Below are 14,041 nucleotides of genomic sequence, written 5' to 3' on the forward strand. Positions count from 1 at the left end.
TTTTTCTGGATGGCACAGCCTTTAGACTGATGTCATCTCCAACCCGCACGCCCGAGGAGTCCCAGCCATGGATCAGAGCTTGCCGCACGGTGTCACCCTCACCGCCCCGTCCAACGAACGCTATGCCGCCATCCTGAGCGAGCCGGCACTGGCCTTTGTCGCCATGCTGCACCGCCGCTTCGAAGGACGACGGCGCGAGCTGATGGCCGCGCGCGATCTGCGTCAGGTCGAACTCGATGCCGGTGTGCTGCCCGATTTCCTGTCCTCCACCGCGGCGGTCCGCGAATCCGACTGGCGCATTGCGCCCTTGCCCGCCGACCTGCTCAACCGTCGCGTCGAAATTACCGGCCCGGTCGAACGCAAGATGATGATCAATGCCCTGAATTCGGGCGCCAACAGTTTCATGGCCGACTTCGAAGACTCCAACTGCCCGACCTGGGACAACCAGATCGAAGGCCAGATCAACGTCTGCGATGCCTACCGCCGCACCATCGAGTGGACGAGTCCGGAAGGCAAGTCCTACCGCCTGGCCGACAGCATCGCCACCCTGATCCTGCGCCCGCGCGGCTGGCATCTGCTGGAGAAACACGTACTGGTGGACGGGGAAGCCGTGAGCGGCGCCCTGTTCGATTTCGCCCTGTCGTTCTTTCACAACATCCATTATCTGCGCGAGCACGGCTCGGCCACCTATTACTACCTGCCCAAGATGGAGAGCCATCTGGAAGCGCGCCTGTGGAACGACGTTTTCCTCGCCGCGCAGCAGGCGCTCGGGGTTCCCGCCGGTACGATCAAGGCCACTGTCCTGATCGAAACCATACTTGCCGCCTTCGAGATGGACGAGATCCTGTTCGAACTGCGCGAGCACAGCAGCGGCCTCAACGCCGGCCGCTGGGACTATATTTTCAGCTGCATCAAGAAATTCAAGCACAACCGCGACTTCTGTCTCGCCAATCGCGGCCAGATCACGATGACCGTGCCCTTCATGCGCTCCTATGCCCTGCTGCTGCTGAAAACCTGCCATCGCCGCTGCGCGCCGGCCATCGGCGGCATGGCGGCGCTGATTCCGATCAAGAACGATGCCGCCGCCAACGACAAGGCGCTGGCCGGCGTCCGCGCCGACAAGGAACGCGATGCCGGCGACGGCTACGACGGCGGCTGGATCGCCCACCCCGGCCTGGTGCCGATCGCGGCGGCGGCTTTCGCCGCGGTACTGGGCGACCGCCCCAACCAGATCGAAAAACAACGCGACGATGTCAGCATCTGCGCTGCCGACCTGATCCGTTTCCAACCGGAGACGCCGATCACCGAAGCCGGCCTGGCGATGAACATCAATGTCGGCATCCAGTATCTGGGATCGTGGATTTCCGGCAACGGCTGCGTGCCCATCCATAATCTGATGGAAGATGCCGCCACCGCCGAGATTTCCCGCTCGCAGATATGGCAATGGATACGCTCGCCCAAGGGCGTGCTCGACGACGGGCGCAAGGTCACGGTCGCACTGTTCCGCGAGCTGATGGCAGTCGAGATCGCGCGGCTGAAGCAGGAATACGGCGCACGCTGGACGCGGCAGTACGACGATGCCGCCGCCATGTTCGACCGGCTGACCACCGACGATCACTTTGTCGAGTTTCTGACGTTGCCCGGCTACGACTACCTCGACTGAGGCGAGCCCGCCCCCTGTCGCATCACGGGCACTTTCAGTTGCGACTCTGTTGAGCTAAAGTGAGCGGGTTACATATTTATGATGGCCCGCTCGCAAGGCCGGAGACAGCCGATACCAAAATGAAACTGATCGCGTCACTTACCAGCCCTTATGCCCGCAAGGTCCGCATCGTACTGGCGGAAAAGAAGATCGACTGCCCCATCCAGGTGGACGTCCCCTGGGATGCCGCCAGCGCCGTGCCCAGCTACAACCCGCTGGGCAAGGTGCCCGTGCTCGAACTCGACGACGGGATGACTCTGTACGATTCGCGCGTGATCGTGGAGTACCTCGATAACATCTCGCCCGTGTCGCGGCTGATTCCCGAAGGCAACCGCCAGGCCATACTCACGCGCCGCTGGGAAGCGCTGGCTGACGGTGTGGTCGACGCCCTGGTCGCCATCGTGCTCGAGCAGCGGCGCCCGGCCGAGAAGCAGATGCCGGAATGGATCGCCCGCCAGCACGAGAAAATCGAGCGCGCACTCGCGCGGCTATCCGCCGACCTCGGCGAGCGGGCCTGGTGTCACGGCGACGGCTACGGCCTGGCCGATATCGCCGTCGGCTGTTGTCTGTGCTACCTCGACTTCCGCCTGCCCGCGCTCGACTGGAAAACGCTATACCCGAATCTGGAAGCCTTGCGCGTGAAATTGTCGGCCCGCCCATCCTTCATCGACACCGCCCCGCCGGAAAACTGAATTCCGCCGTTCCATGACAAACGCCCCGCATTGCGGGGCGTTTGTCATGGAACGGCGGGCGGACTCGCCGCCCGCGACGCTCAGACCGACAACTCCAGCATCAGTGCGTTGATACGCTTGACGAAGGTCGCCGGATCGTCGAGTTTGCCGCCCTCGGCCAGCAGAGCCTGATCGAACAGCACCTGGGCCAGCGCCGTGGCGCGGTTTTCGTCCTGCTCGTCGGCCAGGCGCTTGACCAGCAAGTGCCCGGGATTGATTTCCAGCGTTGGCTTGACCGCATCGACGCTCTGCCCGACCGATTTGAGCATGCGCTCAAGGTGCGTGCTCATATCGTTCTCGCCCACCACCAGGCAGGCCGGACTGTCGGTCAGACGGGCCGTGGCACGCACCTCGGCCACCTTGTCGCCGAGCGCATCGCGGATGCGCTTGACCAGGGGGCGCGATGCTTCTTCCGCCGCCTCCTGCGCCTTTTTATCGGCATCGTCCTCGAGACTGCCCAGATCGAGCGCGCCCTTGGCCACCGACACCAGCGCCTTGCCGTCAAACTCGGTCAGGCTCGCCGTCACCCACTCGTCGACACGGTCGGTCAGCAGCAGAACCTCGACCCCCTTCTTCTTGAAGATTTCCAGATGAGGACTATTGCGCGCGGCGGACAGGGTTTCCGCCGTGATGTAGTAAATCTTCTCCTGGCCTTCTTTCATGCGGCCGACGTAGTCGGCCAGCGACACCGTTGCCGCATCGCTCTCCACGGTGCTCGACGCGAAGCGCAGCAAGGCGGCGATGCGATCCTTGTTGGCAAAATCCTCGCCCACGCCCTCTTTCAGCACCTGGCCGAAGGTATTCCAGAACGTGGTGTACTTCTCTGCGTCGTTGGCGGCCAGGTCTTCCAGCAAAGCCAGCACTTTCTTGACGCAGCCGGCGCGGATCGCGTCGATATCGCGCGACTGCTGCAGAATCTCGCGCGACACATTGAGCGGCAGATCGCTGGAGTCGATGACGCCGCGCACGAAGCGCAGATAGTGCGGCATCAGCTTCTCGGTATCTTCCATGATGAAGACGCGGCGCACATACAGCTTCACGCCCTGCTTGCGTTCGCGCTCATACAGATCGAAGGGCGCGCGCGACGGCAGATACAGCAACTCGGTGTATTCCTGGCGGCCTTCGACCCGCGCGTGGGTCCAGGCCAGCGGGTCGCTGAAATCATGCGCAACATGCTTGTAGAACTCGCGGTATTGCTCGTCGCTGATGTCGCTCTTCGCGCGCGTCCACAAGGCGGACGCCTGGTTGACCGCTTCGAAAGCGGGCTCTTCCCCGTCTTCCTTGGCGGCGGCCTTCATCTCGATCGGCACCGAGATATGATCCGAGTAGGTGTGCACGATCTGACGCAGGCGCCAATCGCCGAGGAATTCATCCTCGCCCTCTTTCAGGTGCAGCACGATCTCGGTACCGCGGCCGGCCTTGTCGACGGCTTCCAGCGTGTACTCGCCCTCGCCCTGCGACTCCCAGCGCACGGCCTCGGCCGCGCCTGCGCGGCGGGTGGTCAGCGTGATCTTGTCGGCCACGATAAACCCGGAATAGAAGCCGACGCCGAACTGGCCGATCAGGTTGGCGTCTTTTCTGGCGTCGCCGCTGAGCGAATCGAGAAAGGCGCGGGTGCCGGACTTGGCGATGGTACCGATATTCTCGATCACTTCTTCGCGGCTCATCCCGATGCCGTTGTCGGAGATGGTCAGGGTGCGCGCCTCGGCATCGGCGCTGATGCGGATGCGCAGTTCGGGGTCGTCACCGAGCAGATCGGGAGCGGCAATGGCTTCGAAGCGCAGCTTGTCGGCGGCATCGGAAGCATTGGAGACAAGTTCCCGCAGGAAAATTTCCTTGTTGGAATACAGAGAATGGATCATCAGGTGAAGCAGTTGCTTGACTTCGGTCTGAAAGCCCAGGGTTTCTTTCTGTGTACTCATGGTCAGGATTCGAGGTTGGTCAACGATAGGGCACAGATAGGGGCATCGGCTGCGTTTTCAATGCCGGGAACCCACACGATGCATAATGAGATAGGACTTGCCGGTCCAGCGATAGGCCGCCACGCGTTCGCGCAAAAAGGCGGGCGCCTCGCCCTCGGAGCAGATTTCGAAACCCGCCTGCCGGTAGAAAGCCTCGAGGTGGGCATAGGGCAGGCAGTAAATATCGCGCGAGACGCCGGCCACAGCCTGCAGCAGCAACTGTCGGCCCAGACCGCGACCGCGCCAGGCCGGACAAATGTACATCCCGCGCAGGACGGTGCAATCGTGATCGCAAGCCAGCCGCACGACACCGATCACGCGAGCCCCGGCCTCCAGCACCGTCATGACGTCGTCTGCTTCGACGCGACCGCCGTACCCCCATTCTTCGTACAGGCGGACGACCGAGGCAAAATCGTCCGGGCGCGCCGGACGACATGTAAAATCGGCGAGCACACTTGTCGCCACCGCGTCTTCCCTATCCAGGGTCATAAACTATCCGTCCAGTCTATCCGACGGCTTTATCATGCCTGTTCCCCGGAAGGGAGACAACTCAGGCCTCGCGCAGGCCTGGCGGCAGAGCGAAAGTCGTCGACTCCTCGACCCCCGATAATTCTTCGACCCGCGCTTCGCCCAGTTCGCGCAGACGCGAGATCACCGCCTGCACCAGCACGTCGGGGGCCGAGGCCCCGGCCGTCACGCCGATGATCTGGCAGCCTTCGAACCAGGCGGGGTCGAGCTGCTCCGCGTTATCCACCATATAGGCGGCCACGCCGAGCAGCGACGCGACTTCGCGCAGGCGGTTGGAGTTGGAGCTGTTGGGCGAGCCGACCACCACCACGGCGTCGCTGCGTGCCGCCAATGCCTTGACCGCATCCTGCCGGTTCTGCGTGGCGTAACAGATATCGTCCTTGCGCGGACCGGAGATGGCAGGAAACCGCGCGCGCAAGGCGGCCACGATACCGCGGGTTTCGTCGACCGAGAGCGTGGTCTGCGACACGAAGGCCAGGGCCGACGGGTCTCGCACCTGCAACGCCGCCACGTCGGCGACATCCTCGACCAGATGCATGCCGCCACCGATCTGGCCCATGGTCCCTTCGACCTCGGGGTGGCCCGCATGGCCTATCATGATGATTTCCATGCCCAGCTCGTGCATGCGCTTGACTTCGACATGCACCTTGGTCACCAGCGGACACGTCGCATCGAAAACCACGAGCCCGAGCGCCTGCGCCTGCGCACGCACCGACTGCGGCACGCCATGCGCCGAATAGATCAGCGTCGCGCCTGGCGGAACGTCGCCGAGCTCTTCGACGAACACGGCCCCCTTGGCGCGCAGCGAATCGACCACGAAACGGTTGTGCACGACTTCGTGCCGGACATAGATCGGGGCGCCGTAGCGCTCCAGCGCGCGTTCGACGATCGCGATGGCGCGGTCGACCCCCGCGCAGAATCCGCGCGGATTGGCCAGCATGATGGTCTTCGTCATCCCTTGGACTCCTTGCTGTCTCAGCGCTTGTTGGTGAGACTGTCGAGTATCATCAGCGCCGCACCCAGGCAGATGAAGGAATCGGCCAGATTGAACGCAGGATAGAACCAGTCGTGGTAATAGAGCAGGATGAAATCGATCACGTGCCCGTACAGCAGGCGATCGACGACATTGCCGAGCGCGCCGCCGATGATGAAGGAGGCGGCACAGTTCATCAGCAGGCTGAAGCGCCCGCGCACGACATTCCAGCCCAGCCAGCCGCTGACGGCGAAGGCCAGCCCGGTGAACAGATGCTTTTGCCAACCGCCGGCGCCGCCGAGAAAATTGAAGGCCGCGCCGGGGTTGTATACCAGCGTGAAACTGAAAAAGCCCGGAATCACCGCCCGCATCTCACCGTACTGGTAGCCGGTGTTGAAGTGGATCTTGGATATCTGATCCACCACGATGATCAACGCGGCAACGGCGAACCAGCCGCTACGGCGCCACGGATTGGCCGATCGATACGACACGAAATGCCCTCCCATCTCATGCATGCAGACGTTCCTCGCCCACCGGGCCCAGATTGTCGGCACAACGACCGCAAATCGCCCCGTGACCGGCGTGCTGACCGACGTCGGAACGATAGTGCCAGCAGCGCTCGCACTTGGTGTGGGATGAGGCGGTCACCGTGATGCGGGTGGTCTCGCCCGCGCGGACCGTCGCCTGCGACACGATGAGCACGAAGCGCAAATCGTCGCCCAGGCTCGCGAGCAGGGGATAGAGCTCGGCATCGGCCTCGATCGCGACTTCGGCCTGCAGCGACGAGCCGAGTTGCTCGGCGCTGCGCAGGGCTTCGATATCCTTGTTGACCTCGGCGCGCAGTGCGCGGATCGCGCGCCACTTGGCGCCCAGCCGCTCTTCGTGCGCAGCATCGAAAGACGGGAACTCGTGCCAGGTGTGGAACAGCGTCGATTCTTCATCGCTGCGGGTGAGGACTTCCCACGCTTCCTCGGCGGTGAAGCACAACACCGGCGCCAGCAGCAGCAGCAGGCTGCGCGTGATGTGGTAGAGCGCGGTCTGGGCCGAACGGCGCGCGCGCGAATCGGCGCGCGTGGTATACAGACGATCCTTCAGCACGTCCAGGTAGAAGGCGCCGAGATCCTCGGAGCAATAAGCGACCACTTCCTGCATCGCGTGATGGAAGGCGTAGCGCGCATAGTCCTCGCCCGCCACCCTCTCCTGCAGCGCCTTCGCGTTCAGAATCGCGTATTGGTCGAGTTCGAGCAGATCCTTGTGCGGCACCGCGTGCTCGAGCGGGTCGAAATCCGACAGGTTGGCGAGCAGGAAGCGCAGGGTATTGCGCAAGCGGCGATAACTTTCCGTCACCCGTTTCAGAATTTCGTCGGAAATCGCCAGATCGCCGGAATAGTCGGTCGATGCGACCCACAAGCGCAGGATGTCGGAACCCAGCGTATCGTTGATCTTCTGCGGCGACACCACATTGCCCTTGGACTTGGACATCTTGCGGCCGTTGCCGTCTACGACGAAACCGTGGGTCAGCAACTGCTTGTACGGCGCGCGGCCTATGGTCGCGCAGCCGGTCAGCAAGGACGACTGGAACCAGCCGCGGTGCTGGTCAGACCCTTCCAGGTACAGATCGGCGGGCCAGGCCAGCTCCTGCCGCTGCTTGAGCACGGCAAAATGGGTAGAGCCCGAATCGAACCACACATCCATGGTATCGGTCAGCTTGCGGTAATCCTCGGCCTCGTCGCCGAGCAGTTCGCGCGCATCGAGGCTGAACCAGGCTTCGATGCCGCGCTGCTCGATGCGCAACGCCACCTCTTCGAGCAATTGCGCCGAGCGCGGGTGCAATTCGCCGCTGACCTTGTGGGCGAACAAGGTCATCGGAACGCCCCAGCTGCGCTGCCGCGAGACGCACCAGTCCGGCCGGTTGCCTATCATCGCCTCGAGCCGGGCGCGCCCCCAGGCCGGGAAGAACTCGGTGGAATCGACCGCCTGGCTGGCATGGCTGCGCAAGGTGGTGCCGGCATGGCCGGCGCGATCCATGGCGATGAACCATTGCGCGGTGGCGCGGAAGATGATCGGCGTCTTGTGGCGCCAGCAGTGCGGGTAACTGTGGTCGATGCGTGCCTGGGCCAGCAGCGCGCCACCGGCCTCCAGGGTCGCGATCACCCTGGGGTTGGCCTCCCATACGCTCAAGCCGGCGAACAACGGCGTGCCGGGCTTGAAGCGGCCCGCGTCATCGACCGGATTGTCGACCGGCAATTGATAGCCGAGACCGGCATGGTAGTCCTCGAGACCGTGCGCCGGCGCGGTGTGCACGAGACCGGTACCGGCATCGGTGGTGACGTGCTCGCCGAGGATGAAGGGGACGACACGATCGAGAAAAGGATGCTGCAGCTCGAGGCGCTCGAGCGCGCGCCCTTCGCATTCGCCCAGCACGCGGAAATCCTCGACCCCGTAGCGCTTGAGCGCAGCCGGGGCCAGTTCGCGGGCGAGCAGCAACACGCCGCGTTCGCATTCGATCAGCTGATAGCTGAGCCCCGGATGCAGCGCGACGGCCTGGTTGGCCGGCAGGGTCCACGGCGTGGTGGTCCAGATCACCGCGCGCACGCCTTCCACCGGGGCAGCCAGGCCGAAGGCCTCAGCGAGCCGGGCGGCATCGAGCACGGCAAAGCCGACATCGATCGCCGGCGAGTTGCGGTCTTCGTATTCGACTTCGGCCTCGGCCAGGGCCGAGCCGCATTCGATGCACCAGTGCACCGGCTTCTCGCCCTTGAACAGGAAACCGTTCTCATGGATCTTGCCAAGCGTGCGCACGATGTCGGCTTCGGTCTTGAAGTCCATCGTCAGGTACGGATGCACCCAGTCGCCCAGCACGCCCAGACGCACGAAGTCCTTCTTCTGGCGCGCGATCTGCTCCTTCGCGTACTCGCGGCACAATTCGCGGAACTTGGCCGGCGGAATCTCCTTGCCGTGCAACTTTTCGACCATCAACTCGATCGGCAGACCGTGGCAATCCCAGCCCGGCACATAGGGGGCGTCGAAGCCGGCCAGCGTGCGCGAACGGATAATGACGTCCTTCAGGATCTTGTTGAGAGCATGACCGATATGAATATCGCCGTTGGCATAGGGCGGGCCGTCGTGCAGGATGAATTTGGGACGGCCAGCGGCCAGCGCCCGCAACTTCTCGTAGCGCTTCTGCTCTTGCCAGCGCTTGACCCACACGGGCTCGCGCTTCGCGAGATCGCCGCGCATGGCAAAAGGGGTGTCCAACAGATTTACGGTTTTTCGATAATCGATGCTCATGCCTGCTCTCGATGCAAACGGGTCAAATAGGTTCTGGCGTCGGTCGCGTCGCGTTCTATCTGCGCGACCAGCGCGGCTAAATCATCATAACGCGCTTCGTCGCGTAATTTCTTCAGGAAATGGACACTGATGCGACTGGCGTACAAGTCGCCGCTGAAATCGAAGAAATGCACTTCCAGCTTGAAGTCGCGGCCCTCGCTCACGGTCGGATTGCGGCCTAGGCTGGCCACGCCCTGTAAACGGCCGAACGGCGTATCCGCCTCCACCGCAAACACGCCCTGCAGCGCGGGCAGCCGATGCGGGAGATGAACATTGGCAGTGGGAAAGCCGATGGTGCGTCCCAGCTTGCGGCCATGCACCACGCGACCCGATATCTGGTAGTCGCGCCCCAGCAGCTGCCGCACCGCGTCCAGGTCGCCATCGGCCAGCCGGTGGCGCACGCGGGTGCTCGACGCGCGCTCGCCGTGCACCAACACCGATGGCATGGCGACCGTTTCGAGCCCAGGCGTCGCCGACAACAAGGAAAAGTCGCCGCAGCGGTCGGCTCCGAACTGAAAATCGTCGCCGATCAGCAGATAGCGGGCGTTGAGTTCGACCTGCAGCACCTCGTCGACGAAGCGCCGGGCCGACATGCGCGAAAAGCCGTGGTTAAAGCGATAGACGAACAACTCGTCGACCCAGCCCGACTGGGCGAGAAACTGGATTTTGTCGCGCAACGTCGATAGCCTGGCCGGCGGCGTGCCGTGCGCGAAAAACTCGCGCGGATGCGGCTCGAAGGTCAACACTGCCGTCGACATTCCGCGCTCGGAGGCATCGCTGCGCAAGCGGGCCAGCATCTGCTGATGCCCGAGGTGCACGCCATCAAAATTGCCGATCGTCAACGCGCAAGGGGGCAGCCCGAAACGGCGCGGATCTCCGAAAAATACCTGCATTGTCCGAGAAGCCGTGGTGAAAACTTCCGATTGTAGCCGTGCCCTTGCCAGCGAGTCCAGCCATCGGCAGGAATCACCGCCATAAACGGCGAAATCGGGCTCGTACAAATAAAAAGCCCGCCGAAGCGGGCTTTTTTCGAAGCAGGCAGAATTACTTGGCCGGCTGTTCGACGACCTTGAAGGTGTCGATGTTCAGCTCTACACGACGATCCGGCTCCAGGCAGGCCTTCAGAGCGGTGTTGGCTGCATGGCGCTTGTACTTGAACTTGGCCTTGCATTCGTCGGTGAACTTGGCATCGGCGTTGCCCTTGCCCATGGTCACGATCTTGTCGTTGGAGATGCCAGCAGCGGTGAAGTAATCACGCACGGCGTCGGCACGCTTCTGCGACAGGCTCAGGTTGTACTTCTCGGTGCCCAGGTAGTCGGTGTAGCCATCGATTTCAACGCTCTTCAGGTTGGCATCGTTTTTCAGGCGGGCAACCAGCGGATCCAGTTCGTTCGTGGCATCGGCACGCAGGGTAGCCTTGTCGAAGTTGAACAAGACCTTGGCCGACAGGGTGACTTTTTCTTTCACTTCAACCATCGGAGCAGGCTTCGGAGCTTCGGTTACGACCGGAGCGGCGGCAGCCTTGTCGCCACATTCAACCAGACCGTTGGCGGCCTTGTCGAAAGAGGAGGTCTTCCAGCATTCGTTGTAGTTGTCGCGCACGACGCTGTCGTTGGCATCCACTGCGTAGCCCGATTTAGCGGCAAAAGAAGTGGCAGAAACCAGCATAGCAGCTACAAGAGCGCTCAGTTTCAGCTGTTTGGTCATGTTATTCCCTCATTATTTTCGAACGAATCAAAGCGTTCGTCAGCAAAGACGCACCAGATCAAGCTTACTGCAAACAACAGGGTTATGGCGGAACTGTGTTTATGCAGTTACTCGGCACTATAGAAATGCCCCCATACCCCTGTCAACAGGGGTGGGGACGCCGCAACACCCTATCCCATATGGAAAATCCATCTCCCGGGCATTGCCGATATGATATGTGTAACGATAATACAACATCTCACGTCGCAGGGCGACTCCGCTTGAACAAGGGCTGCGGATCGCGGTAATTGCCTTGATAGTGTTCACTAAAGCAGTCAAGCCCGGCAAGGCTTTGCGCGACATCTTGGCCCGCCTTGATTACAAAAGCATTAAAGCCGACTTGCCACAGCAATTGCAGCTGGTCACGCCCGACATCGCCTATCGCACGCAACTCGCCGTCAAAATTGTATCTTTCACGCAACAAACGTCCGATGCTATACCCGCGGCCATCGGTGAATACCGGGAAATCCACCGCCAGCAGCGGCAGCCCGGCCACAAGGGCGCCCGCCGGGCCAAGATCGGCGTCCGGCGCCAGCCACACGCCGCAACGACCGGGACGATCGCTCCAGAAAGCGGGGTCGGCGAGCCAGGCATCCAGCGGAACAATCACATCGTCGTCGTCCGCGCAGGGCGGCAGCTCGCCGAGCTCGCCGCGCCGCAGCACAATCCAGCGATCATCGACGAGCTGGCCGTCCTTAATGATGCGGGGCATAGATTTTCTCCTTGAACGGATCGATGCCGACACGGCGGACCACGTCGATGAACGCTTCGTCGGCATGGCGCAATTCGACATAGGTCGCCAGCACGCTGGCGACGACCTCCGGCACCCGCTCGCGCGCGACCGAGGGGCCGATGACGCGACCGAGCGCGGCATGGTTGCCCTGGCTGCCCCCGAGCGTAACCTGGTACCACTCTTCGCCATTCTTGTCGACGCCGAGAATGCCGATATTGCCGATATGATGATGACCGCAGGCATTCATGCAGCCCGACATGTTCAACGATATTTCACCGAGATCGTGCAAATAATCCAGGTCGTCGAGCCGACGCTGGATCGCCTCCGCCACCGGGATAGACTTGGCATTGGCCAGCGAGCAAAAGTCGCCGCCCGGACAGCAGATCACGTCGGTCACCAGCCCGATATTCGGCGTGGCGAAACCCTGCTCGCGCGCCAGCTGCCAGACGGCGAACAGATCGCCGGCGCCGATGTCGGCCAGCAGCAGGTTTTGTTCATGCGAAACGCGCAGTTGCCCGTGCGCAAAGCGATCGGCCCAGTCGGCGGCGGCCTCCATCTGCTCGCTCGTGATGTCGCCGGGAGGCGTGCCGGTTTTCTTCAGGGACAGGGTGACGGTGTAGTAGCCGGCCTGCCGCTGCGCGTGCACATTGCGCTCGAACCAGCGCGCGAACGCGCGCTCGGCGCCCAATGTGCGTTCCAGTTCCTCCTGCGCCGAGGCATCAGGCTTTGCATACGCCGGTGCGCTGAAATAGCCCGCAAACCGTTCGGCATCGCCGGCTTCCAGCGTGGCCGGTCCGTCTTTCAGATGCGACCACTCCTCTTCTACCTTGGCGGCAAAGCCGGGGACGGTCAGAGCCTTGACCAGGATCTTGATGCGCGCCTTGTATTTATTGTCTCGGCGGCCGTAACGGTTATAAACGCGCAGGATCGCGTCGAGATAGGTCAGCAAGTGCCGTGCCGGCAGAAAATCGCGCACGACCTCGCCGATCATCGGCGTGCGTCCGAGCCCGCCGCCGACCAGCACGGTAAAACCGATCTCGCCTTCGTCGTTGCGGCGCGCCCACAGGCCGACATCGTGAACCTGGGTCGCCGCGCGATCGGCCACGCTGCCGCTGACCGCAATCTTGAATTTGCGCGGCAGGAAGGTGAATTCGGGATGGAAAGTACTCCATTGCCGTATCAGTTCGCACCATGGGCGCGGATCGAGGATCTCGTCCGCGGCCACGCCGGCGTAAGGATCGGTGGTGGTATTGCGGATGCAATTGCCCGACGTCTGTATCGCATGCATCTCGACCTCGGCCAGCTCGGCCAGGATCTCCGGCACCTGCGCCAGCTCGGGCCAGTTCAATTGCATGTTCTGGCGCGTGGTGAAATGGCCATAGCCGCGATCATAGCGGCGCGCCACATCGGCCAGCGTGCGCAGCTGGGCACTCGACAGCAGTCCATAGGGTATGGCGATGCGCAGCATAGGCGCATGGCGCTGCACATAGAGACCGTTCATCAGGCGCAGCGGGCGGAATTCGTCTTCCGTCAGTTCTCCCGCCAGAAAACGTCGCGTCTGATCGCGAAACTGCTCTACCCGCTCGCGCACGAGGCGGGCGTCGACTTCATCGTACCGGTACATGTGGGGTTCCTTGCGCCGCGGTTGCTTCCAGGCGGCTGACATGCAGACCGCATTCTTTCGATTCCGGATTTTCCCACCACCAGCGCCCGGCACGCAGATCTTCGCCGACCGCGATGGCGCGGGTGCAAGGCGCACAGCCTATCGAGGGATAATGTCGGTCATGCAAGACATTGTACGGGACGTCGTTGGCGCGAATATAGGCCCACACATCCTCTTCGCTCCACTCGATCAGCGGATTGAACTTCATCAGCCCGTTGTCGACGTCGAAGCCGCGGTCGTCGAGCGCCTCACGCGTCGGCGACTGCTGGCGGCGCAAACCGGTCAACCACGCAGGCCGTGCAGCCAGCGCACGCCGCAGCGGCTCGATTTTGCGCACCTCGCAACAGGACTTGCGCAGCTCCACGCTCTGGTAAAAGGCGTTGATGCCGCGGGTGGCGACAAAGGCCTCCAGCGCGGCGTGATCCGGGTAGTAGACCAGGAAGCGCAGGTCGGGGTAGCGCTCGCCCGCCCGCTGCAGCAAATCCAGCGTCTCTTCCGGCAGTCGCCCCGTGTCCAGGCTGAAGACCGAAATCGGCAGCCGGGCGCGGGCGATGAGATCGGTCAGCACCATGTCCTCGGCGCCCAGACTGTTGGCGAGCACCGCCCCCGGATAGTCACGCGCGATCTCGTCGAGCAGCGCCTGTGTCGTCGCCAGCCTGTTCTCGAAGCTCATT

General features: G+C 62.8%; 12 protein-coding genes. 2 read left to right on the plus strand and 10 right to left on the minus strand.

Features of this window, described 5'->3' with window-relative positions:
• Nucleotides 1–67: 67 nt before the first annotated feature.
• Entirely contained in the window at nucleotides 68–1,663 is a 1,596-nt protein-coding gene (gene aceB, locus G520_RS0110145) for a malate synthase A (protein WP_028535566.1), read from the plus strand.
• A 119-nt stretch (nucleotides 1,664–1,782) separates the two neighbouring features.
• Complete coding sequence (locus G520_RS0110150; RefSeq protein ID WP_028535567.1) at nucleotides 1,783–2,394, plus strand: glutathione S-transferase N-terminal domain-containing protein; 612 nt, start codon at nucleotides 1,783–1,785, stop codon at nucleotides 2,392–2,394.
• A gap of 80 nt (nucleotides 2,395–2,474) precedes the next feature.
• On the opposite strand, the gene htpG is transcribed toward G520_RS0110150, so the two are convergent.
• The 10 genes from htpG to G520_RS22365 all read right to left on the minus strand — a co-directional run bounded on the left by htpG (nucleotide 2,475) and on the right by G520_RS22365 (nucleotide 14,040).
• Complete coding sequence (htpG, locus tag G520_RS0110155; RefSeq protein WP_028535568.1) at nucleotides 2,475–4,355, minus strand: molecular chaperone HtpG; 1,881 nt, start codon at nucleotides 4,353–4,355, stop codon at nucleotides 2,475–2,477.
• A gap of 57 nt (nucleotides 4,356–4,412) precedes the next feature.
• Nucleotides 4,413–4,883, minus strand: a complete 471-nt coding sequence (locus tag G520_RS23965; RefSeq protein WP_051229309.1) for a GNAT family N-acetyltransferase — start codon at nucleotides 4,881–4,883, stop codon at nucleotides 4,413–4,415.
• 61 nt (nucleotides 4,884–4,944) lie between these two features.
• Nucleotides 4,945–5,877 (minus strand): 4-hydroxy-3-methylbut-2-enyl diphosphate reductase, encoded by a 933-nt coding sequence (ispH, locus tag G520_RS0110165; protein WP_028535569.1) that lies wholly within the window; start codon nucleotides 5,875–5,877, stop codon nucleotides 4,945–4,947.
• A 20-nt stretch (nucleotides 5,878–5,897) separates the two neighbouring features.
• Nucleotides 5,898–6,401, minus strand: coding sequence for a signal peptidase II (gene lspA, locus G520_RS0110170; RefSeq protein ID WP_036666003.1), 504 nt, complete (start codon nucleotides 6,399–6,401; stop codon nucleotides 5,898–5,900).
• 1 nt (nucleotide 6,402) lies between these two features.
• Nucleotides 6,403–9,186, minus strand: coding sequence for an isoleucine--tRNA ligase (gene ileS / locus G520_RS0110175; protein WP_028535571.1), 2,784 nt, complete (start codon nucleotides 9,184–9,186; stop codon nucleotides 6,403–6,405).
• A complete protein-coding gene (locus tag G520_RS0110180) occupies nucleotides 9,183–10,118 on the minus strand; it encodes a bifunctional riboflavin kinase/FAD synthetase (protein WP_028535572.1) in 936 nt (311 codons plus the stop codon). The genes ileS and G520_RS0110180 overlap by 4 nt, the downstream gene beginning before the upstream one ends.
• 151 nt (nucleotides 10,119–10,269) lie before the next feature.
• A complete protein-coding gene (locus G520_RS0110185; protein WP_028535573.1) occupies nucleotides 10,270–10,932 on the minus strand; it encodes an OmpA family protein in 663 nt (220 codons plus the stop codon).
• Between the two features lie 238 nt (nucleotides 10,933–11,170).
• Nucleotides 11,171–11,683 carry a DUF934 domain-containing protein gene (locus tag G520_RS0110190; protein WP_028535574.1) on the minus strand — a complete coding sequence of 171 codons (513 nt, stop codon included), beginning with the start codon at nucleotides 11,681–11,683 and terminating at the stop codon, nucleotides 11,171–11,173.
• Nucleotides 11,667–13,328, minus strand: coding sequence for a nitrite/sulfite reductase (locus G520_RS0110195; RefSeq protein ID WP_028535575.1), 1,662 nt, complete (start codon nucleotides 13,326–13,328; stop codon nucleotides 11,667–11,669). The genes G520_RS0110190 and G520_RS0110195 overlap by 17 nt, the downstream gene beginning before the upstream one ends.
• Nucleotides 13,312–14,040, minus strand: coding sequence for a phosphoadenylyl-sulfate reductase (locus tag G520_RS22365; protein ID WP_051229310.1), 729 nt, complete (start codon nucleotides 14,038–14,040; stop codon nucleotides 13,312–13,314). The genes G520_RS0110195 and G520_RS22365 overlap by 17 nt, the downstream gene beginning before the upstream one ends.
• Nucleotide 14,041: the final 1 nt, after the last annotated feature.

The organism is Paludibacterium yongneupense DSM 18731 (assembly GCF_000422925.1).
Lineage (GTDB): Bacteria > Pseudomonadota > Gammaproteobacteria > Burkholderiales > Chromobacteriaceae > Paludibacterium > Paludibacterium yongneupense.